Source organism: Parapedobacter sp., from assembly GCF_053550995.1.
Window position 1 is genome coordinate 1 of sequence record NZ_JBMQOC010000050.1, and the last position, 22494, is coordinate 22494.

Below are 22494 nucleotides of genomic sequence, written 5' to 3' on the forward strand. Positions count from 1 at the left end.
CCCGGAAACCTGCTTGGTTTGGGCTAGGCCTACACCATGCAATAGCAGTAAAAACAAAATTCCAATAATTCTCATGGCATTTTAATGGTTATTAAAAAAGCGAATACACTCTTGGTTTGCTTGCAACATCGTACAAACGATACATCATTCGAAGCATACGACCCGCGCGCAACGGCACAAACGGGGCATGCTCATTTTTCGGTTGAAATCATGCGTCCCCTGTTCATTGATAAAACCTGGAAAGGAGACGCCGCAATCCTTAACTGTTTAAAAAATCACTGTTCTTTGATAGGTTTTTGGGTAATTGCCTTCGCAATGGAAGGGTTGAAATGTGTCTGTTTCTCTCCATACTCGTTTAGTTTTAATGGGCAAGTGACGACGTCCTACAATCGTTTAGTTGGTTATCACTGGCTTGCTCAATGCAAATGTATGTTATATTTTGGGAACTCGAAATTTTTTTTTATTAAAAAAACTTGAACTTTTCAAACATTTACCGTTAAGGGCCGGCGACCGTTCGGACCCATTGATGGTCGCGGGTGTGATATTGTACAAAACATTTTACCGATATTCACCCCGCGTAGAAAAAATTGGAAACCATCGATAACGAAGCATATATGGATAAATCATCATCACCCGAAACCATTAAAGCCTCCCTCTTGGCGGCGTGCGGGCGTTACGTAAACCAACGCATCGCAAACGCCCAGCAAGCCATCGTTTCGGCAAGCGAGGCGGCGAAGGACGACACAAAAAGCAGTGCTGGCGACAAATTTGAAACCACACGCGAGATGATGCAACAGGAGTTGACGCGACACCATCAGCTATTGGCCGAAGCGAAACGGATGGAACAGGTACTCGTTAATTTAGATCCGCGGGTGGATAATGGCCCCGTAAGGCTGGGCAGTCTGGTCACCACAAACCGGGGCCTCTTCTTTATCGCCATCAGCATGGGACAATTGCAGGTTGGCCAGTTATCCTGCTGGGTTATTTCGGCAGCATCGCCGTTGGGCCAACAGCTTATGGGCATGCAAATTGGCGAACAGGTCGCCGTCAACGGTGCCATCTACCAAATAGCAGATATTGCGTGATGGCGGCACCCCGTAAGCGGCCTAGAATCCGTACCCTATCGTAAGGCTATACCCCTTGTTACGCACGCTGCCTTCGGGTGCTGTTCCGTCAACATCAGGCGCCAGGTTGGCGACGCCAAATTGACCTTGTAGCTGCATCGAAAACCGGGGTGAAAACTGGTATCCTACCATGACATTTGCCCCGTAATCCCAAGGTTTTCCGTAGAGATAACTGCCATATTCACCATCTGCCACATCGTTCCTGAAAATGACAGCTTCGTAATCGTTTCCGAGCGGAATATCACCGACCATTACCTGCCCCTCAGCCTCCCACGTCCCGCCGAGTCCGTACCCTACGTACGGGCCGGCGCCCACCATGAGGTTTCCGGCACCTGTCCATAGCTTATAAAGGAGCGTGAGCGGCACTTCGACGTACGATACGGCCGCTTGGAATTCCTGGTCGGCCGCAGCCAGCCAACCGCCGTCCTGTTTAAATCCTTTGCCTACATACAGGGCCGCTGGCTGCAGATATAATCCCATGGCCAAGGGAATATCCACCGTGAGGCCAGCCTGCACACGTGGGATCATGCCTGTATCCTGATGCTTGCCCGTGGCATCCGTAACACGGATACCCGAAAAATGAACACCCGCCCGCAGGCCAACAATGGTTTGGGCTTGGGTAACGAAGGAAAATACAACGAATAGGACGACCAGTCCTGGGATCAGGGTGCGTTGACTTGTCATTAGATTTTAATCTTGTTTAGTACAATAAAAAATATATACGTGGCCACCATTATTCCGATGTTTAGTAAAAGGCAAAGGCATTAGGCGCCGTTTGTGAGTTAAACGGAGGTCGCGCGGGGAACGCTACACGGGCAACGAAAAAAAATTAATTGATTTACGAATCAAGTATTTTCCGGCATCAATTGCCGGGAATCACTGGCCATAGCTGAAACTTAAACGCCCAAGGGGGGCACTATCCCCAGTTACATAATAGTCCATGATATCATCGTATCGCGTAACATGGTCGGCTACCTTAAACTCAATTGCACAATTTTCCGCTGTTAGCGCCAGCTGCTCCAAGGGTACGGCCACCTGTATAACGTTGCCGCGAACCATATACTCGGCTTCACCGCATTGCACCCAATGATAGCCGCCCAATGAACGTTCCACGGAAGTATGTCCCATTCCCGGCTTACGGTTAATTATATAATGATAGCCCGCAAAATCCGCATCACCCGTCGAACGGATCAAAACATTCATCCAGTTCAGGTCGCTACCATTATAGGCAGTGATGTCGGCCTGTGTTTTTATCCGAAAATATAGGTTTTTTTCGTCGTGCGCAACCTTAACCTCAACGATATCATTGCGGTTACTGCGGTCTGTATACACGGCTGTGCCGGCAGCATTCGCAAAATCCCGGGGTATGGCGTCGCCCGCGAAATCAACGTACGTCGTTTCGATACGGTCCCACTGAACAGTATCGCTACGTTGTATATCAATGGCCGTAACCGGCACACGGTCGTCGGGCCCTGCTTGCGAAAACTTAAATTTACGGACATTCTGCACCAATTGCATATAGAAATTATCATTGTATCCGCCCTTCATCATCTCAATATCCCTGGAAAACTCCGGATTGAATACATCTACAAAAAAAACTTCGGTGGATTCCCGTACATATTTAATAGCCATCCATTCGTTGAACGACGTTACCAGCACATGGTCGATCTTCTCTTTACTCGAAAAAACCGCCTCCCACATGGTTTGGAAATTAGCGCCTGCGGTCCAGTCGGCTTCCACTTGCCCGGTAAGGTGGTTGTAACCGCGATTACATTCCGGGTGCATGCTACTGGCATAAATAACGGAATGGCTGTGCTGCGCAACGGGCACGGCAACCGATCCATCATGGTTCCACGGTGGGTATTGCCAACTCATCCAGGGCAAAGCATGCTCGTTGTACTCGCCGTTAGGCCATTGCGATTCACGCACCTCGAAATAGGACTTCATGGTCGGCGATATGAAGTCCGTGTATTTGCCCGATTCGACCTCGGTCTTTTCAAACCTTGTTTGGTCCGACGCATGGCCATTCGCTTCGGTAATACCGACAATCATCGGTTTCCCATTCGGTCTAAACCAGATGGAATCATATTTACCGCCGCGATAAAATTCCCGATATATATTCTCCACCGTTGTTCCAGACCGCGTATTCGTATAAAACACTACTTTAGGAACCGAAAAACCCTGATCCTGGAACCTGAGAAGGGCATCTAATAAATTAAATGTAGATACAGGATACAATACCGTATTGGTTGCATCGATGCATAGATAATCGATAGAAGCATTGGCAAGCAATTCGATGTGTCGGGTAACCACCCACGGATCACTCATGCTGTAATAACCATATAGCGGCTCACCCCAGAAATGAAACTCATGCAACGGGCTTTCGGGCTGTCCCTGGGGATCGAACAACGCATCGGGATGGGTTGCGAGGAGTTTATGGATGTCATATATACCGCGTTGACCCGAATGGTGCTGCCCCAGCCAAACCGAGTAAAATACCCCCACGTATTTCGGGGCGCCGGATGTTTCCTCTACCACGCCGATCCGTCGGCCCAGCGCATCGGTCGCCGAAAGGTGGGTCAATGAAAACCGATCTTTCGCGGGCGTTGGCGCATGCTGAGTTTGCGCTACCACCGTTCCGATACGGAAACTCGCCCATAGGATGACGCTAAGCAACACGGCAATTTTGAACATCATGGGATTCGACCTATGATACTATGGAAATGAATACGCTCATTGGGCAGTCTTAAACTGATAATGCCCCGACCCGGTTAGCACAACGGTATAGTCCGCGTCATCACGCACGTGGGTTACCCCTTCAGCCTGATCCAACGCTTTTCCACCCTCGCTTATCGCCGTACCGTAAGTACGTGGAATCCAGATTTCGGCCTGGGTATTTACCGGTATATCGACATCCAGTTCGAACCCATTTTCCATGATACGCCAGGAACTGCCAATGGTACCATGCACTGACTTAAACGTACCTTCGGCGTGGCGCAAGTCGCCAGCCGGTTGCGGCTTAATCTGGATTCGTTTAAAACCAGGCGCGGCCTCATTGATGCCGAGCAGTGACCGGTAGAACCATTCTCCAATGGAACCGAACATCGGATGGTTCTGCGAGTAAGTATTGTCCGAATATTTCCATGTTTCCCAAATCGTCGTCGCCCCATTTTCTACCATATGGCCCCATCCGGGAAATGTCCGTTGATTTGCTACACGATAGGCCAGTTCATTGTCACCCCTTTCGCGGAAAACATCAAACATCATCTTCGTACCGAAGATGCCTGTAGAAACGTGCCAGTCTTTTTCATCAAACGCGATCTTGAGCCGCCGGTACACGTGTTCGTAATCCGTGTCATCCACGGTGTTGCCCCATAAGGCAAATAATTGGTCGGACTGCGTGCCGTTGCCAACCATACCATTACGTTTGTTCAAAAACTTACCAGAGACTGCCTTCTTGACACGGGTCGCCAAGGCAAGGTATTCCCGTTCATCATCCGAGCGACCGAGGATTGCGGCGAATTCGGCCATCAATTTTACATGGAGATGGTAAAAAACGGACGCTGTCAATGGTTTATTCTTGTCTTCCAACGACTCATGGTCACCGAGATCTGTACTGAACAAGTAATTCGAGGTATGGGCATTGAGGAATTCCATTTGTTTTTGCAGCGATGAATAGGATTGTTCGACAATCTGTTTGTCGCCATAAAAATCATACAATTTTTTTATGAGATAAGGATAACCTGCTTGGTACCCAAGTGGCCCAGACCCGTCTCCCGGGCCATCATCTGCGATGCCAACAAACGGTGCAGTTTCGGTAATACCCCCTAAGGGGCGCTGGTCATTGGCGTGATCCCGGATCGTTTTGGTGTAAAACTGGCTCATGTTATAATTGAATAGGAATGTTTCGGCTGCACATAGGATATCACCTCCATATGCCAATTTCTCACGCCCCGGGCAATCGGACACCACGCTAAACACATTGCTTAGGAATGTCCATTGGATAATATCATCCAATTTGTTGAACAATTCACTTGACGACGAAAAATGGCCCGCTTTTTCCAAATCGGCACTCATGCGCAACCCTTCGACATCGTCCAGATCCGGTTGGCCCGGCCACCCCCTCACCTCCACGTACCGGAATCCGTGAAAGGTAAACTTTGGCGCCCACACTTCAACTTCGCCGCCTTTGAGAATGTAGCTATCTTCTTGCCAAGCAATCTCCGGCGCGCCCGGCCCACCATTTCCAGCCTTAATTTGACCGGCCACCGTGGTCATCAGGTTCACGTGCCCGTCGGGATACCGATCTTCGCCATACCGTAGGGTAATCTTGGTACCTGCAGGCCCTTTCACACGGATACGGGCTACACCGGCAAAATTCTGTCCCATGTCGTAGACAAATACGCCAGGCTCTACCTCATTCACTTCAATCGGTTTCACCACTTTGGTGACGCGAACAGGCGGTTGCTGCTGTACTGTCATCACCCCCAGGGGACCATTGACGACCGTTGCATCGGTCCACCCTTCATCGCTTCCTTTGGCCGTACACCAGGTCGGATCTTCCAACCGTGCATCATGATGCTCCCCCAAATAGACGCTGTTCCGTACAATCGGCCCCGGTGCAGTTTGCCACGTGTCGTCCGTTTCGACGATGTCGACCGAGCCGTCCTTATATTTGATCCGAATCATGGCCTTGACTTTCGGGCGCCCCGTGGTTAATGCGTCCCGCCAGTTGTACGCTCCCCAAAACCGCAGCGGGAGCGGATTATACCACCCGTTCCCTAGCATCACCCCAACCCTGTTTGCTCCTTTGTGCAGTTGATCGGTAACGTCATACACGGAATACAGCACCTGTTCGTCATAAGCGGTCCACCCCGGCTCCAACACCCGATTACCAACTTTGGCCCCATTCAGATAGGCTTCATAGTACCCCAACCCACTGATATACAAACGAGCAGATGCAACACCTTTCTTCGCATCAAACGATTTTCGAAACAACGGACTACGATCATCCTGGTAGAAATCAGCATCCTGAGTGAGCGGCATACTACCGTCGCCGATCCAGTGCCCCCGCCAGTCGCTATCGGCCAACGCAGCCGTTTCAAACCAATTGATTCTGGACCATGGAGATACGCGCCCTTCTTTATCATAAACACGCACGCGCCAATAATATCGGGTAAACGGTTCGAGCAGCTTGCCTTGATAACGCACATGGATACTCTGATCCGTTTCGACTTTACCCGTCGACCATGTATTACCACGCCCCCTTCTGATCTGCCGAACATCTGTGGAAACGATCAGCTCATAGGCGGTCTGCCGCTGCCCCCTTTCGTCAGACGACAGGATCCAACTAAACCGCGGATTCTGCATATCGATCCCCAATGGATCCACCCGATATTCGCAAGTAGTTGCGGTGACAGAAATAGGCTTTCCAGAAAGACTACTGAACTGAAAAATAAAGCAGCCAACAAAAACCAGGAATTCATATACTTTGGGATACATCATCAGGATAACTTATGCGGAATTGAATAATACATTGAACATTGGATGAATGTTACTCATAGATTTCGGGTACGTCGACCAATGTCCGGAGAAACATCAGTCTAGATCCTTTCACATTGGGATGGTGGTATATTTTACCCCAGTCGTAATCTTCGAAATACATCGTGGTCCGATCGACTTCTTTGCCATCTTGATTTACAGATGTGGCCAAATCAAACTTACAGCCATTGATCCCATATTTTTGCCGCACCTTTTCGATGAGGGCATTGGCTTCGATATGGGTGTTGCTTTCGTTTGCAGGAATATTATTCAGGATCGGGATGGCCCCTTGCTGTTTGATGTATTCCACTAATTCATTGAGATTCCCTTCGGTGTTACCACCGTTGGTTCCAATGGTTACCATCACATATTTTGCTTTCACGTAGGGCAATTCGTTCTTTATACGATCCAGTAACTGATGGATGGTTGTCCCGCCCCGCCCACTCGATACCGCCTTGCCCTCCACCCTGTCGATGATAAGCTGGGTCCACGAACGGGGGAAGTCAGCGGTCGGGAAGTAACCCTCAGGTTCCGTGATGGAGTCGCCATAAATCAATAGTGTCAAATCACTTGCTTTCGACTCGACGATGAGGCGCTTAACCCAGGCATCCGTACCCTTAACGAGGCCAAAACAATAATAGTCGTGCTGAAGGCCGACATAAAAACCCGACCGCTCCTGGCCTTGACCCACACCACCCTGGCCATCCATCGTCGCGAACAGTTCTGCGGACTGACCCGTAAACAAATCAATAATCCGGATGCCCGACGTTTGATAATCCCTGTGAATTTCAATAAGATACTCATGTGAAGCATCCAAAAAATCGACCTGTCTGTAAAGGGTCGGTGTGGTTGCTATACTGATCCGTTTGCCAGCCATGTCTACATGGGCAACAAAGTCGCCTTCGTTACTGCTGAATGCCATTTCGGCATCGGCCGAGAACCGTACATGGTAGCGTATCAAACGCCGGGCGAGCGCGTAATATTTATCCAACTTCACCAGTTTATTATCTACATGCAGGTGTAAACCCTCTGCGGTGTACGTTAAATCCGTACCCAAAAGCTCGGGATAATCATTGCCTTCCGATAGTATTTGATGGTATAGGATATTCGTTGGTTGCTCAGCTTGGCCGAAACAAAACCACGGCATCAGGTAAAAGAGAAAAAAAAGTATGGCACGCATCAGAACATGGTTAACTAAAGTTTTACTGGATCTCGCGAAGCTTTCGCAATGCGATATATGGAGCACTCACAGACGTCATATACACTGGACCGCGCGTGTAGCCCGACGGACTATAACATTCGTATGGGCCGGAAAATTGACTTCCCTTGCGGAAGTCCCCTTCCCTCAATTCGTCGACATACTCCCGTGTTAACCGTGCCGCGGCGCCGGGGTCTACGTTAGCTATGGCGTTGATGACCCAACCCACCGGCGTGCCCCAATATGCCCCGTTCTGATAGGTGTCTACCGGAACAATGGCATCTTCCCAAGCGGTTTGACTGCTAAAATCTTCGCCCCGGATGACATGCCTTATCCCGCCTTTATAGGCGAGGTTGCCCGCTGCATATGCCGCCGCAAGGTGTTTGCCGGCTTTACGGGCATCGTCGTCTTCCATCACGCCAAGGTAAATGGCAAGCGCAGTGCCCCACACATCGGCCTGCCCACTCTTACCTGTCGATGCGCGCAGCATACCTTCTTCATTCATGAACGTAGGAACCAATGCCTGCTTGATCTTACGCGCAATTTGCCGGTATGAGTGCGCTTTTTCTTTGTCTTCCATGGCATCAAATAGCTCCGCAAGTTGCCATGCGGCCCGGTACTTTAAAATGCTGGAGTAACAGAGCTCCCCCGTAATCCGAATGGCATCACGAAATCCAAAATCCTTTCCCCGATAGTTATCCACTGTATAAACGATGCCATTGTCTGCACGCGATGGAGGAATGGCAAAAGCGATTTCCAACCGATCGCTAAGCCTTATGCCATTGATTTCATTTTTCAAGAACTTCACATCGTTGGTCTCTTGCCAGTAATAATGCGCCATAAAAACGAAATAAAACTGATCGCAATATGGCGGCATCCGGCCAAATTCCTCGGTACCCTGCTCTTCATAATCATAGGTCCCCGGAAAATAAATCGGCATCGAATCATCGACACGGATGTGGTCCGCAATCGCGCCATACGGCACATAACTTCCGCCTTTGGTAATCCATGATTGGTCACATTGGGTCGCCGCTGTTAACCAAAGCATATGCTTCTGTTCTTCCAGCGTTACCCATCCCGTTTCTAACGTCATCGCATAATCCCGAATCCAGAAGGCGGGGTACGTTTCGCGGCCACCTGGACGGATCAGTGTTCCACCTGTGTTATTCACGCCAAATGGATCGGGCAACCGTTGACCGGAATGAATTCGCGAGCTATCTACTACCGCTTTGGTTAATCCCTCCAGATACAAAAAATCATCATCACTCATGATCTGTTGGGCACGCAGTGCGGTGGATTGCGCTACCACCAATAATATCAAACATCCTTTCAAAAAAGCACGCATTTGCGTTTTCATTTCAACTAATTCGAATACCGCTACCACTCATTCAAATCTAAGGTGCCTCAAAGCTACCCATTAATTCGATTTCCATCATGACGATGGGGCCAACATCCGCACCATTTCCCCAGGTAGACGATACCTGAACCCGCAAATACCGAAAAGCCGGAGCTCCAGCAGGTATTTCGAATAATTCCCCTGCGGTTATATCGTGTGCTTCGGACGTAAAATCACCAAGCTTGGTCCAGCTATCCCAACTGCCATCCGCGGCGGGGTCGTTGCTTCCCCACAGGGCAAACGTCTTCGGGTTGCCGTGGCCGTAGGCAGTACCCCAATCCGTACGCTGCCACAGCCGGAATGAAGACAGGGAATAATCCGATGTACCTATATCAAAGGTTACGTGGGCGGGCTTTGGCAAATCCGGCGTATGGAAACCGGGGTCTGCATTGGTCCGGCCATCCCACATATTCCGGAGGAACCAGCCGATTTCCGCCAGCGCCGGTGCATCGTTGGGAAGAAAATATTCCTGGAACTTCGATTTATCCAACCTATACCGTATCGAGTTCCCCGCGATGATATCCACTTCGGTTTTCAATGTATCAATCGATGTCGTATCGGCAATGTACCAGGTAGCGTAGGAAAGATCCGTTCCCTTTTTATAATCGGCCAGCATCGTGCTTCCTGTCTCAGCTTTTACAAAAAGGCGCTTTTCCACACCGGCCTCATCTGTATAGGTAAGCTCGTGCCCGATGCTTCCATTGTTGATATCAGCACCGCCCCAAAATAGCTGTAACTGTCCGTCGGCATTGTCAACAAACGCCCGCGACAAGGGGCGGTTGAACATATTGGAGAGGAATGCTTCTCCGATAGACCGCCCTTGCACTTCCACCGGTACCGATTGGTGGCCTTCGTCGTCATATGTCTTGACGATAAAGGAGTAATTGCCTTCGGGGATATCCAGGAGATAGGAAACGGTGTCAGCATCTTCAGGTATTTCCAACGCTACCGAATCCAGATAGTTATTCCAATAGATTCGTGCGTGGGTCACGTTCGGATCGGCCGGTGCCTTCCAACCAAATTGTATCCGATTCAACCCGGAATATGTCTTTACCATTTTAGCGCGCTCCACGTACGTGATGCCGGATGGCACCACGAATTTTTTGTAGGTATCATCCATTTTCTTGCAGCCCGCCATCACCAGAAGCGCTGCAACAAGGTAACTTATGTTGATTTTCATCTTATTCAAAAATTGATTTCACCATTAATTACTACCATCCTGGCCCCACAATGTAAGCTCTTGAATGACAATTTGGGCCCTTCCGCTGGGGATACCCCAAGTATTCAGCGTTTTTAAACGGATGTACCGAACAGCAGGTATACCCGGTTCAAACTCAAAATCCTCGCCCTGGTTCAAGGCGTAGTCCCGATCTTCCGCGGTTACCGGCCCTTCTCCAGAGGGTTTAAAGGAGCTGAACGTCCCCAATTTGACCCAGTTATCGCGATAGATCTTGTTCTCCACATCCACGTAATCGCCATCCGGATTGACGCTATTGGCTCCCCAGATTTCGAATTCCTTCGGATGGGAACCTTGGTAAGCACCTTCGGGATGGAGCCATGTTTTCATACGACTGATAGTCACCGGCCTCCCGAGGTCGAGCGTAATGGTGTGCGGTAGTTGAAATTGATCGGAAGCAAAGAGGCAGCAGTAGCCGAAACCACCGTCGAAGATCTTGTAGAGTGGGTAGTTTTCGACGTATTGGAAATTATCCCCTGGCAGCTCCAATGCACTCCAAGTGGCTTTGTCAATCAGTTTTTCGAACAAGGGTGTAACGACAGACTCTTTCATCTCCGTCCGGTTATTCCAGCGGTCCCGCAGGAACACGGCAATTTTCTTTTCTTCTGTATCCATCCCACGCACGGAGAAATTAATGTCATCCGCAGCGGTATAATAGGTGGTCAGTTCGCTATAGTAGCCATTGTCGGCCGTATCTATCATGATGATGACAGCCAGGTTGGCACGGTCGGGATTCTGCAGTTTTACATTGATACCGCCAAACGTGCCCGACACATCCAGGGACTCATATACCGATTGGATGGCCGGCATCAACGGTTTAACGGTTACTACCAATGGTTCAGATTCCTTTTCGTTCTTGCCCACGCTAAACAGTTTCACGTCGTATTCCTGCGTATCGCCAAAGCCTTCTATTTTCAAGGTATCGGTATAATAGGAGGATTTCACTTCCCAAACAGCACCCGGAGCCGTTTCATAAACCGCTTTCACATACCTGAGATTAGGGTCTTTAGGCACCTTATAAATAATATGTGCCCCGCCGCTCGTTGGAATAACGCTAACATCGGATACTTGTGCAGGAGCGGGCAGCTTTGGGTCCGTATAATTTACGAAATCTTCACTCGGGTCGCAGCTGAACAGCACCAACGAAAGAAGTACGCCTAGTACAAACTGAAATTTCTTTTCCATCTTTTATGAAAATTAAAAGTGTTTACATTCTTTACCAACCGATATTCTGTACCAGGTTCGTATTCACATTACGTTCATTTTCGGCGATCGGCCAGAAATAATCCTTGATACCGAAGCGTTGCTGGAAAATATTCGTCGGCCGGTAATACGTCTCGGTGGTCGAACCATTAACATTCCAGCCGGTAATCATTTTGTTCATTTCCGTAATGGCCAGTTTCCACCGCCGCAGGTCCCAAAAGCGATGCTGCTCAAACGCCAGTTCGTTCAGCCTTTCCTGCCGGATGATCTCACGCACGCCGTTCTGGGTGGTTACCTTTGCGGGATTGGTTGAGAAATCTGTCCAAGCCGCAACGACCCCCGGAATACCTGCCCGTTCCCTGACCTGGTCTAGGTAGGCAAACACTTCGTCGCTAGGACCATCCACCTCATTAAGACACTCGCTGTATAACAGATACAGGTCGGCCAATCGCATCAGTGGCCAGGGGTATTCGATCGTGGTATAGCTTGTAGGGCTCCGCACATTATCGGGGTGTATCCATTTCTTGATGGGGTAGCCCGTAACCGGGCCTTGGTAGCTCGATTGTTTTCCAATCGGATCACCCAATTTGAGCTGCAAGTAGTAGAGGTCAGCGGGCACCTCATCGTTGAACCGGCCCTGCCCGTACCAGATACCGCCGTCGAAGCCCAGATAGGCGTAAAACCGCGGTTCGCGATTAAAATTGAGCGTGGCGGTGGCAAAGCCGCTCCTGATATACAGGTCATGTTCGTCTGCGTCGGTGGCTATTTTCGTTGCGTAACGCTGCGCATAGTTCCATGTTTTGTCTTCGCTTATCGGAAGGCCGTTATGGGTATAAAACTGTTCCACCACTTTCAAAGGCGCGTTGTAGCGGTTGTCCATCCACACACGTGCTTGGGGGCTGGGTGCCCAGTCGGGCGAGGCGAGTACCTGTACCCTGTTGATCCAGCTTTGCGTGTTCGCCCATATGATCTCCGAGTTCCATTTTTCCGAAAAGGCCATCCGCAGGCTTAATTCGGTCTGCATCGTATCGCCGATTAAAAATGCAGCCTTAACGTTTGGATGTTCATAGAGTTTGATGCCCGCGGTTTCGCAGATGGCTATTGCCTCACGACATGCATCGGCCGCCAACTGCCATTTCGCTACGGATACTTCCTGATTGAATAGTTGGGTGCCATCCGCATTTTTCAGGCTGGCTTGGTCGGTGTTGCCGTTGAAGAGTGGACTGGCCGCAAAGGTCAACACCTTCGCCTTCAACCCATAAGCTATCGGCTGGGATATCTTGCCATAGTACTGGGGGTCTACGACCGTGAGAAGCAGATCGTCTTTCGCTTCATCCAGCAGCTGTACCACGTAGGCGAAGCAATCGTCCACCGGTTCACGGAGCACCTTCACCTCATCGGCACCGGCCGAAATGGGTATATTGGTGCGGATAACAGGGACGGGGCCATACATCCGAATCAACCAGAAATGGTAATAAGCCTTCAGCACTTTTACTTCCGCAATCCATTGTCGTTTTTCTTTGGGTTCCATATCTGGCACCCGCTCTATATTTTCGAGGAAAATATTGCAGTCCCGAATGGCCGCATACATGTGGCTCCATAAATTACCAATCGGATTATTTACATTTTGGTTCCCTTCCGCCAGTTGCCGGTACACACTCGTTTCGTTAATTTCGGGAAGTTCCCAAACCTCGTCGCCACCAAATAGAGCCGGGCTACCATTGATATCGGCGGTACGAGGCATGTAGGAGTAACAGGTGAACAGGTATTTTTCGGCCTCTCCGCGCATGGCAAAGGCATTGTCGAGTGTAGCCACATTATCGGGAACGATATCGAGGTAATTCGTGCATGACGAAAAGCAAGAAGCGATTGCAACCAAAAAACCTAAAGCTACCTTTTGTATGTTGAGCATTTTCATAAGCTTAATTAAAATTAACGTGAACCCCCAGATTGTACACCTTTTGGATGGGATACCCTAGACCGTTACCGCCCATTTCAACATCCCAAAGCTTGAATTTACTAATGGTAAGCAGGTTGTTACCGCTAAAATAGATCCGGACGCTGGAAGCCCCAATCCTTTTGGTAACCTGCTGTGGCAGGGTGTAACCGAACTCTATGGTTTTCAGGCGCAAAAAGCTGCCATTACGCATGAACCACGTGCTTGACTGCGCATTATTGGGGTGGTCAAAATTGCTGAGGCGGGGCCAGAGGGCATAAACATCCTGGTTCTGCTCGCTCCAGTAATCATCGGCAATTACTTTGAGCACCTGCCTATCGCCGACAAAAGGATTAATGGCTTCGTAAGGCCTATCGGCGCTAGGAGCGGTATAATTCATCCAGAACGATTCGTGGGCCAGGCCTTGGAAAAATAAGGACAGATCGAATCCCTTATAGGAAGCGGAAGGGCCAAAACCATACACAATTTCAGGGATTGTAGGATAGCCAATGGGTACTTGGTCGGCTTGCGTAATTTCGCCGTCGCCGTTCACGTCCAAAAACTTAATATCACCGCCCAATACCGGGCGACCGAAATTCTGCCCGGGGGAATTCAACGCTTCTTCGTCATCCACAAAGAGGCGTTCGGCAATATAACCATAGACTTGGTTGATGTTCTGCCCCACCCTAGAGCGGTAAGCCTCTTTGTAAACCGGCTCTTCGTTCACCAGGAATTCATTAGTGGAATAGGTAAAATTCCCCATGGCCGATAAGAACAGTCCATTATCGAACGACTTGTTGACCGTAAGCGATGCATCGATACCTTGCGATGACGCTTCACCCACATTTGCACGTATAGGTGCCGACAGCCCCATCGTAGCGGGGATGTAAGCCCGTGTCATGAGGATATTCGTACGGTGCTGTTTGAAAAGATCCACATTCAGGGTGATGGCACGGAACAGCCCCACCTCCAGTCCCAGGTTCTGTTGGGTCGATTTTTCCCATGTGATGTCTTCGTTGGCATACCGCGAAACAGAAACGCCGTTGAGGTATTTGCTGGCTCCTATAAGATCACGGCCGAACCGGGCGGCCCGGGGCACCGCGTTCATATTCACCTCGGACAAATAGAAGAACCTATCCCAAGGTTCGCCGATAGCATCGTTACCGATGATACCGTAGGTATACCGAAACTTCAGCGTATTAACCGTACCCTTCAACTTTTCAAAGAAAGGTTCGTTATGTATGCTCCATGCAACACCTGCGGAAGGGAAAAAACCAAAGCGTTTCTCTTGGTAAAATCGCTCGGAACCGTTATACCCAAAATTGAACTCGGCATGGTACCGGGTGTCATAACCATACGTAAACCTGCCAGACAGCCCCGTATTTCTAAAAGGCAGGGAGGTAAGCAGCGTACTGGCCGCTGAATTGAGGCGCTGTTGCACAATACCCACCAGCATCCCGCTTACGGAGTGGGTTTCATTAAATATATTATCGTAATTCAAAACCCCCTGGGCGTAAAAATTAGCGTTGACTTCCCGGAGGTCGGCGTTACTATCAAAACTTAAGTATTCCGTACCGATGGGTCCCACGGGCTGTGGGTTGGCCGAGGAGTTAATCACATTATACGAATAGTCTTGGGTAAAGGGATCATAATTGGATATTTCATAGTAAAACGGATTGTAGGAGCGGGTAACCGTATTATAAGCATAGCGCTCTACATTAAACATCCCCCTGAAATTAAGCCCTTTAACCCAGTCGCCAAAGTTTTGGGATACTTCCAGCTGCGCCATCATTTTGGAGCGATTCCAATCGCGGTAGCCCCTCACCATCTCCGCATAGGGATTCAAGTACAGGGAACCACGGTTGCTCCGCGTCACATTGTTTCCAAAAACGACATGCTTCACATGCGCGTGGTCCTCATCTAATGGAAAGGTAACCGGGAACTGAACCGGGTTGGAATGCATCGACATGGCATACATATCTTCCCCGTTATGGATAGGCCCCCGGTAGTCATCAAAATTACCATACAACCTTACGGTAAGCATGGTGCTCTTGGTCAGATCGATATCGATATTGGAGCGCAACGAATAGCTTTTCAGGTTAATGTTGCTGTTAAAGTTATTTACTGGATCCACTTTCAGCACCCCATTATCCTGATTCAGCCCACCGGAAATAAAGTAGCGTGCCACGCCGCCACCGCCGCTTACATTAAGGGCGTAGCGCTGATTGCTTGTATAGTCTTTGAATAACGCTTCACGCCAGTCGTTCATCGGATAAATATAGGGGCTGGCGTCGGGTTGCCCTGTTCTGTTGATCTTGTCGTCAGAATAAAGGATGGTTCCCAGACGGTCTCTTGTAAGCACCGCTTCATTGGCCATTTTCATATACGTAATGGGGTCGGCCAACTCTATATTCTTTGTGGGCGCAGAAAATGCCTGATCCACGCGGAACGATATCTTGGCTCGGCCTTCCTTCCCTTTCTTCGTTTCCACCAGAATCACGCCATTGGCACCCCTGGCACCGTAAACGGCAGTAGAGGTGGCATCTTTGAGGATGGAAAAAGAAGCGACATCATCTACCGTTATACGCGCGAGGTCGGTATTTGACGATTCTATTCCGTCAATCAGGATGAGCGGACTATTCTTGTAACCGAATGTTGTAACACCCCGGACAAAAAAATCGGCATTATCCCGTCCCGGCTCACCCGAACGCTGGTAGGCAATAATCCCTGCGGCCCTTCCTGCTAAGGCATTGGTCAGGTTGCTAGAAGGGATCCGCAGCTCCTCGGGCGTAATGGATGTTACCGCGCCCACGACCGCCTCTTTTTTGGTAACGCTTCCAAATGCAGTTACGACCACCTCGCCTACCTCCTGGGTGGCCGGCTGAAGCGTGACGTTTAAATCAGCATTGCGAGATACCGCGATTTCCTGGGTCTCGTAGCCCAGCATCTGGAAAACCAACGTAGCACCTTGCCCGGGTACCACCAAGATGAAACGCCCGTTCTCGTCGGTCGCCGTACCCACCTTCGAATTCCCTTTCACGGTAATCGTCACATTGGCCAACGCACCAACCGAATCCTGGACGATACCTTTCACCTCAATCTCGTCTTGACGGATTGAATGGAAGGGGCCGCTGTAAGCACGGGCCTTTTCGGCGATGACCAGTGAAACGGCAAACACGCACACAAGAACCATTACGTTTCGGTTTTTGAGTAGTTTATTTTTTCTCATACAGATTAAATTAAGTTCAGCATAACCGTTATCAATTCATAATCCCATATGGGAATTTCACACATGAATGGGAACCTCAAATAAAACAGACGCCATATCAATGATATAATATCGACTCATTAGGATTATAATTATATGGACAAAGTAAGCCGGAAACAGCTTACCAAAACAGTACGGATTTGGCTACAATCAATACGAAATTGACCATCTCACCGTACCCGCGATTACTTAGGCCTGTTTGTTGGTATGGTGGTATATCCCTGAAATATTGGTTCGGTACTGTTGAGGGGTAATCCCCTTGAACTCCTTAAACCTGCGATTGAAATTGGAAATATTATTAAACCCCGCTTCAAAGCAAATCTGGGTAATACTCAGTTGATTTTCTTCCAACAGCTGGCAGGCATGGTTGATGCGCAGATCATTCACGAATTCTTTGAGGGTTCGCTTTGTCCGTGCTTTAAAGTACCGACAGAAGGCCGAGGGCGAGATGTGCGCCTGCCGCGCAATTTCGTCCAATGCGATTTCCTTGGTGAAATTCTGTATGATGTACTCGTAAATTCCACTCATCCGTACCGCATCATTATCGTTTAGATTATCCCAATAACCTGCAGACGAGAGCAAATCATAATCGGTGGTCGAAGCAATTTCTTGCAAAATCTGGATCAATAAGATAACCCGCGCAGAGCCCGTATGGTCAACCAGTTGGTTCATCCAACTTGCGATCCGTGTTCGCGATGGGCCCTTCACCACTAAGCCATGGGTGCTCTTCCTCAGTACAGCCTGAATCGCATTCATTTCCGGAATGGAAAAAAATGATTCCCCAAAGCAATCCGCACTAAAATGCACAACGACAGCATGGTATGAAAGCCCCTTATTATAAGACGGCTCGGTATGCGTTCCCGGGGCTGGCTCATGTGACCATGCATGGGGGATATTAGGCCCATAAAATACCAAATCCCCTTCATCGAAGGTTGCCATGCTGTTGCCCGCAATACGCTTGCCATGGGGATAATTGATAAAGGCCAGCTCATATTCCGAATGGTAGTGCCATTTCGTGTCGAGCACATCAAAATAATCCTTTCTCACTTGAAAAGCAGCTCTGCTTCCTAACGGGGGCTTGGCATAAATGGGTTTCATGATTATCTTTACATTAAAAGCAGTTCAGCATATACTTTTTTGACTAATTATCTAGAATAAACATCATAGCCAATCAATCGAATATCGAAAATACAACAAATCCAACATACTTTACCCGAAAAATCAAAACGGTACAGATACTTGCTAATCCGATACCATTGGAACTACCATTTTCATTCTACCTTTAACGAAATTTTTATGGCCAAGATAGACGACAAATACGATAGCCCATTCGTTACCGATGCCCACGTGCATTTCTGGGATCTGGAAACATTGCATTATCCCTGGTTGGACGGGTTGTCGATCAAGCGGTCTTTCGGACTTGCTGATTACGAAACCGCAACGGATGGCATACCCATATCGGATATGATATTCATACAGTGCGAATGCCTCCCCGTTGAATATTTGGCTGAGGTGGACTACATAACGGCATTAGCCAAAAAAGAATCACGCATCCGCGGTATCATTCCATACTTTCCATTGGAGGCGCCGGACGCCGAGGAACAGCTACACAAACTTATAGGCAACAAACTGGTGAAAGGGATTCGCCGGCTCGAGGAGGAGCCTGTTTCTTTATATCGAGACCCACGATTCATCGCGAACATGGCCCTCCTGAATCGGCATAACTTGAGTTTTGACCTCGGTGTGAAAGCGCATCAGTTGCCCGCGGCACTGCAACTTGTACAGGCTGCGCCAGATAATCGCTATGTCCTCGACCATTTCGGCAAACCGGCCATCGGAACCAACGCATTTACACAATGGCGAAGCCATATCAAAGCGCTAGCTGAACACCCCAAAGTATGCTGTAAGTTATCAGGATTGGTTACCGAAGCGGATTGGGACTCATGGACCGTTGCCGACCTCCAACCTTATGTAGACACGGTCATCGAATACTTCGGCCCCAACCGGCTTGCCTTCGGCGGAGACTGGCCAGTGGTGACCCTCGCCTCAACCTATGCAAAGTGGTACGAGACGGCTCGGGCGTTATGCCGTGCATTCGCGCCTGTGGATATCGACAAGGTATTTCATCACAATGCGCTTAACTTCTATCAAATTAGCAAAAGTACATGAATAACTATTCGTTAACTTCCGATTTTGCCATGCCCACTCGACCAAAACCAATTGTGGTCATAGGTGCCGGCGGCATTGTGGAAGAGGCCCACCTCCCCGCCTACCGAAAAGCAGGATGGCCTGTCCTTGGCATCTATGACATTCAGGTAGAAAAAGCGGCACGGCTCGCAGCGGCATTCGAACTTAAAGAGGTATATGATTCGATGCAGGAACTTATCGACCGTGTACCTTCCTACGCGGTATTCGATATCGCCGTGCCCGCATCTAAATTAGCGGATATCCTGGATCAGTTACCCCACGGTGCCCACGTCATGATGCAAAAACCCATGGGGGAAACACTCAGCGACGCAAAAAAAATCATCGAAATCTGTGAGCGAAAGCAATTTACCGCAAGTGTAAACTTCCAGATGAAACTGATTCCTTCGATTATTGCTGCAAAGCACCTGATTGGCCAAGGTGCTATCGGTCAATTGCACGATATGGAAATACGGATGAACATCCATCATCCGTGGGAGCTTTGGGATTTCCTTTTCGGACTGCCACGCATGGAAATGCTCTACCATAGCATCCATTACATGGATATGATCAAATATTTCTTAGGTATGCCCAAGCGGCTATACGCTAAAACATTCCAGCATCCCAAACAGATGCAATTGGCATCGACACGGTCGATTATCGTATTTGATTATGAAGAACCCGTGCGGGCGTTTGTCAACACCAACCATGGGCATGATTTCGGATTGCAACACCAGGATTCGTTTGTGAAGTGGGAAGGAACGAAGGGTGCCGTAAAAGCAACGCTTGGAAAAAACATCAATTTCCCGAAGGGTGAAGCCGACCGTTTTGAATATTTCTTATCCGATAACGCCCATGACGGGTGGGTAGAAGGGCCTATTTCCGGCGCGTGGTATCCCGACGCGTTCATAGCCACCATGGCCGACCTACAGTGTGCCATCGAAAATCCGGCTTCTCCGCATGCTACATCAGTGAAACACGCCTATGATACGATGCGTTTGGTGGAGGCCGCCTATATATCAAACGATTCCGGTGGCACAACCATCCCCGATTAATGAAAGTTTTGCTCACCATTAACATGTCACGCTAATATAATGGACACCATTCTAAATAAATTCAGCCGAAAACTCACCGAAAACGAGGACCAACCGGGTTCAAGAGCGATGCTCCATGCCATTGGTTTGGACGAAAAGACCATCAAATTTCCCCAGGTGGGTGTCGCCAGTGCGGGTTATGCGGGAAACCCCTGCAATATGCACCTCAATGACCTTGCAGCTATCGTGGTTGAGGCGATGAAACCACACGACATAACGGGGCTCACGTTCAACACGATCGGAGTAAGCGATGCCATCGGTATGGGCACCAGCGGAATGAACTTTTCGCTTCCCTCGCGCGATCTCATTGCCGATTGCATCGAGACGGTGATGGGGGGGCAATGGTACGACGGTTTGGTAACCGTAATGGGGTGCGACAAGAACATGCCCGGAGCGGTCATTGCCATGGGGCGGCTCAATCGCCCCGCGCTCATGATCTATGGGGGGAGTATCCACTCCGGAATCCACAAAGGAGGAAAAATCAACGTATTATCGACATTTGAAGCTTATGGTGCCCGGATGGCGGGCATCATCGATAATGAAGAGCTCAATCAGATTATCCGTAACGCATGCCCCGGCGCAGGAGCGTGCGGTGGGATGTATACCGCAAACACGATGTCTTCATCCATTGAAGCACTGGGCTTATCATTGCCCTATAGCTCATCCAACCCCGCCACAAGCGACGAAAAAAAACAGGAATGCGTAGATGCAGCTGGCGCCATTAAGAACTTGCTGCGGCTCGACTTGAAACCGCGTGATATCGTTACGCCACAAGCGCTGGAAAATGCACTGGTCGTGGTGATGGCACTCGGGGGCTCTACCAATGCTGTGCTGCATTATCTCGCTATCGCTCGCGCCTACGGGCTTTCATTGACGTTAAGTGACTTTCAGTACATCAGTGACCATACACCGTTAATCGCCGACTTGAAGCCAAGCGGAAAGTACCTCATGGAAGATGTGCATGACAGTGGTGGAACGCCTGCCATTTTGAAGATTCTCTTGGACCATGGTTTATTGAACGGCGATTGCATAACGGTTACCGGCAAAACACTTCGTGATAACTTAATTGACATCAAACCTTGGGATAATGCCTTGAATATTCTAAGACCTTTTGACAAACCATTGAAAAAGAGCGGGCATCTACAAATCCTTTACGGAAATGTAGCCCCCGCGGGTTCGGTAGCCAAGATAACGGGAAAAGAAGGTGAATTCTTTGAAGGAACCGCCAATGTGTTCGACAGTGAGGACGAAACGGTCGACGCTGTGAAGAAAGGACGGGTTAATAAGGGGGATGTCATCGTCATCCGCTACGTAGGGCCGCGGGGCGGGCCGGGCATGCCCGAAATGCTCAAGGTTACCGCCGCCATTATGGGGGCCGGGCTGGGCAACGACGTGGCGCTGATTACCGACGGACGCTTTTCGGGTGGCACACATGGCTTCGTTGTAGGACACATCTCGCCTGAAGCATTCGACGGGGGGCCTATTGCGCTTTTGCAAAATGGCGACCGTCTTACCATCGACGTGGTGAACCGCCGCATCGATGTGGGATTGACACAAGCGGAATTGGACGCCCGTGGAGCCACCTGGACCCAACGAGCCCCAACGGTCACTTCAGGTGTATTATTCAAATACCTCCAGCATGTTTCTTCAGCTTCTATAGGATGTATCACTGATGAAAAAGTGATTTGATAGATCAATCACGGCAATACCCGCTGTACGGTGGTCGTATCCACCGGACTAATCGAATCGCGCAGTATTTTTGCTTCTTCGAAGTGTTTTTTCAAGATAGGAAGCGTCTTCGCAGCAAATGCCTGCAATTCCACATTCCGTGCATCGGATGCGGCATCTTCAAACAGCGATACCACGCGATCGTGATCTTTCACCATGATATCGATGTACGCTTCTTCAAACGCATCGCCTGATTTGTCACGAAGCTTCCGCTGTTTGTCTACATGGTCTTCGCTGAGCACCGGGGGCAGCGTAATCTGGAGACTCGTTGCGATGGTCATCAGCTCATCATTAGCCCGTTGGTGGTCGGTAACCATCCGCTGGGCGAAATCCTTAAGGCGCTCGTCGGACGCTTTCTCCATAGCCAGCTTACCCAATTCGATTTCCGCCAAGCCGGCATCCGCTGCCTTAACGGCAAAATCGGCATCCTGTTCATTGACCATCGCCGATGTATCGTTGACGTCCTGGGCTTGCTCCACACTGTCGTCTGCAGCCCGCCTATTCGCGTTATTACATGCGGCCACGGTAACTGCTACCATGGCCATCGTCCAAATCAATTGCAAAGGTTTCATAACATTTCAATTA

Annotated in this window: 15 protein-coding genes; 4 read left to right on the top strand and 11 right to left on the bottom strand. The window is 49.4% G+C overall.

Going from position 1 to position 22494, the window contains the following annotated elements:
- The first annotated feature begins 614 nt into the window (after window positions 1–614).
- Window positions 615–1085 (top strand): 3-oxoacyl-ACP synthase, encoded by a 471-nt coding sequence (locus ACO1NT_RS06965; protein ID WP_449047754.1) that lies wholly within the window; start codon window positions 615–617, stop codon window positions 1083–1085.
- 21 nt (window positions 1086–1106) lie between these two features.
- Here ACO1NT_RS06965 and ACO1NT_RS06970 read toward each other — a convergent pair whose 3' ends face one another.
- The 10 genes from ACO1NT_RS06970 to ACO1NT_RS07015 form a co-directional block, all read right to left on the bottom strand.
- Entirely contained in the window at window positions 1107–1808 is a 702-nt protein-coding gene (locus tag ACO1NT_RS06970; RefSeq protein WP_449047755.1) for a porin family protein, read from the bottom strand.
- Window positions 1809–2000: 192 nt separating this feature from the next.
- On the bottom strand, window positions 2001–3821 hold the full coding sequence (locus tag ACO1NT_RS06975; protein WP_449047756.1) for a hypothetical protein: 1821 nt from the start codon (window positions 3819–3821) through the stop codon (window positions 2001–2003).
- 36 nt (window positions 3822–3857) lie between these two features.
- The gene (locus tag ACO1NT_RS06980) at window positions 3858–6629 is read right to left on the bottom strand and encodes a family 78 glycoside hydrolase catalytic domain (protein WP_449047758.1); all 2772 of its coding nucleotides are present in this window, start codon (window positions 6627–6629) and stop codon (window positions 3858–3860) included.
- A 49-nt stretch (window positions 6630–6678) separates the two neighbouring features.
- A complete protein-coding gene (locus ACO1NT_RS06985; protein WP_449047759.1) occupies window positions 6679–7845 on the bottom strand; it encodes an SGNH/GDSL hydrolase family protein in 1167 nt (388 codons plus the stop codon).
- Window positions 7846–7867: 22 nt separating this feature from the next.
- The gene (locus ACO1NT_RS06990) at window positions 7868–9220 is read right to left on the bottom strand and encodes a hypothetical protein (protein WP_449047760.1); all 1353 of its coding nucleotides are present in this window, start codon (window positions 9218–9220) and stop codon (window positions 7868–7870) included.
- Window positions 9221–9257: 37 nt separating this feature from the next.
- Window positions 9258–10439: a DUF4998 domain-containing protein gene (locus ACO1NT_RS06995; protein WP_449047763.1), complete on the bottom strand. Its 1182-nt coding sequence runs from the start codon at window positions 10437–10439 to the stop codon at window positions 9258–9260.
- A 24-nt stretch (window positions 10440–10463) separates the two neighbouring features.
- Entirely contained in the window at window positions 10464–11681 is a 1218-nt protein-coding gene (locus ACO1NT_RS07000) for a DUF4959 domain-containing protein (protein ID WP_449047765.1), read from the bottom strand.
- A gap of 31 nt (window positions 11682–11712) precedes the next feature.
- Window positions 11713–13611, bottom strand: a complete 1899-nt coding sequence (locus ACO1NT_RS07005; RefSeq protein ID WP_449047766.1) for a RagB/SusD family nutrient uptake outer membrane protein — start codon at window positions 13609–13611, stop codon at window positions 11713–11715.
- 10 nt (window positions 13612–13621) lie between these two features.
- On the bottom strand, window positions 13622–16864 hold the full coding sequence (locus ACO1NT_RS07010; protein WP_449047768.1) for a SusC/RagA family TonB-linked outer membrane protein: 3243 nt from the start codon (window positions 16862–16864) through the stop codon (window positions 13622–13624).
- A gap of 228 nt (window positions 16865–17092) precedes the next feature.
- Window positions 17093–18001 carry a helix-turn-helix domain-containing protein gene (locus tag ACO1NT_RS07015; RefSeq protein ID WP_449047769.1) on the bottom strand — a complete coding sequence of 303 codons (909 nt, stop codon included), beginning with the start codon at window positions 17999–18001 and terminating at the stop codon, window positions 17093–17095.
- Window positions 18002–18199: 198 nt separating this feature from the next.
- On the opposite strand from ACO1NT_RS07015, the gene ACO1NT_RS07020 reads away from it, so the two are divergent.
- The 3 genes from ACO1NT_RS07020 to ilvD are packed head-to-tail and all read left to right on the top strand — an operon-like array spanning window position 18200 to window position 21870.
- Window positions 18200–19072, top strand: a complete 873-nt coding sequence (locus ACO1NT_RS07020) for an amidohydrolase family protein (RefSeq protein ID WP_449047771.1) — start codon at window positions 18200–18202, stop codon at window positions 19070–19072.
- Window positions 19069–20142: a Gfo/Idh/MocA family protein gene (locus ACO1NT_RS07025; RefSeq protein WP_449047772.1), complete on the top strand. Its 1074-nt coding sequence runs from the start codon at window positions 19069–19071 to the stop codon at window positions 20140–20142. The genes ACO1NT_RS07020 and ACO1NT_RS07025 overlap by 4 nt, the downstream gene beginning before the upstream one ends.
- A 39-nt stretch (window positions 20143–20181) precedes the next feature.
- Window positions 20182–21870 (top strand): dihydroxy-acid dehydratase, encoded by a 1689-nt coding sequence (gene ilvD / locus ACO1NT_RS07030; protein WP_449047773.1) that lies wholly within the window; start codon window positions 20182–20184, stop codon window positions 21868–21870.
- 8 nt (window positions 21871–21878) lie between these two features.
- Here the strand turns inward: ilvD and ACO1NT_RS07035 are convergent, their stop codons facing one another.
- Entirely contained in the window at window positions 21879–22481 is a 603-nt protein-coding gene (locus tag ACO1NT_RS07035) for a DUF4142 domain-containing protein (protein WP_449047775.1), read from the bottom strand.
- Window positions 22482–22494: the final 13 nt, after the last annotated feature.

What these genes read in the sequence shown, in the direction of transcription:
- ACO1NT_RS06985 (WP_449047759.1), bottom strand. Translation starts at nt 7,845, where the DNA reads ATGCGTGCCATACTTTTTTTTCTCTTTTACCTGATGCCGTGGTTTTGT.
- ACO1NT_RS07010 (WP_449047768.1), bottom strand. Translation starts at nt 16,864, where the DNA reads ATGAGAAAAAATAAACTACTCAAAAACCGAAACGTAATGGTTCTTGTG.
- ACO1NT_RS06980 (WP_449047758.1), bottom strand. Translation starts at nt 6,629, where the DNA reads ATGATGTATCCCAAAGTATATGAATTCCTGGTTTTTGTTGGCTGCTTT.
- ilvD (WP_449047773.1), top strand. Translation starts at nt 20,182, where the DNA reads ATGGACACCATTCTAAATAAATTCAGCCGAAAACTCACCGAAAACGAG.
- ACO1NT_RS06965 (WP_449047754.1), top strand. Translation starts at nt 615, where the DNA reads ATGGATAAATCATCATCACCCGAAACCATTAAAGCCTCCCTCTTGGCG.
- ACO1NT_RS06970 (WP_449047755.1), bottom strand. Translation starts at nt 1,808, where the DNA reads ATGACAAGTCAACGCACCCTGATCCCAGGACTGGTCGTCCTATTCGTT.
- ACO1NT_RS06995 (WP_449047763.1), bottom strand. Translation starts at nt 10,439, where the DNA reads ATGAAAATCAACATAAGTTACCTTGTTGCAGCGCTTCTGGTGATGGCG.
- ACO1NT_RS07035 (WP_449047775.1), bottom strand. Translation starts at nt 22,481, where the DNA reads ATGAAACCTTTGCAATTGATTTGGACGATGGCCATGGTAGCAGTTACC.
- ACO1NT_RS07020 (WP_449047771.1), top strand. Translation starts at nt 18,200, where the DNA reads ATGGCCAAGATAGACGACAAATACGATAGCCCATTCGTTACCGATGCC.
- ACO1NT_RS07000 (WP_449047765.1), bottom strand. Translation starts at nt 11,681, where the DNA reads ATGGAAAAGAAATTTCAGTTTGTACTAGGCGTACTTCTTTCGTTGGTG.
- ACO1NT_RS07015 (WP_449047769.1), bottom strand. Translation starts at nt 18,001, where the DNA reads ATGAAACCCATTTATGCCAAGCCCCCGTTAGGAAGCAGAGCTGCTTTT.
- ACO1NT_RS06975 (WP_449047756.1), bottom strand. Translation starts at nt 3,821, where the DNA reads ATGATGTTCAAAATTGCCGTGTTGCTTAGCGTCATCCTATGGGCGAGT.
- ACO1NT_RS07025 (WP_449047772.1), top strand. Translation starts at nt 19,069, where the DNA reads ATGAATAACTATTCGTTAACTTCCGATTTTGCCATGCCCACTCGACCA.
- ACO1NT_RS06990 (WP_449047760.1), bottom strand. Translation starts at nt 9,220, where the DNA reads ATGAAAACGCAAATGCGTGCTTTTTTGAAAGGATGTTTGATATTATTG.
- ACO1NT_RS07005 (WP_449047766.1), bottom strand. Translation starts at nt 13,611, where the DNA reads ATGCTCAACATACAAAAGGTAGCTTTAGGTTTTTTGGTTGCAATCGCT.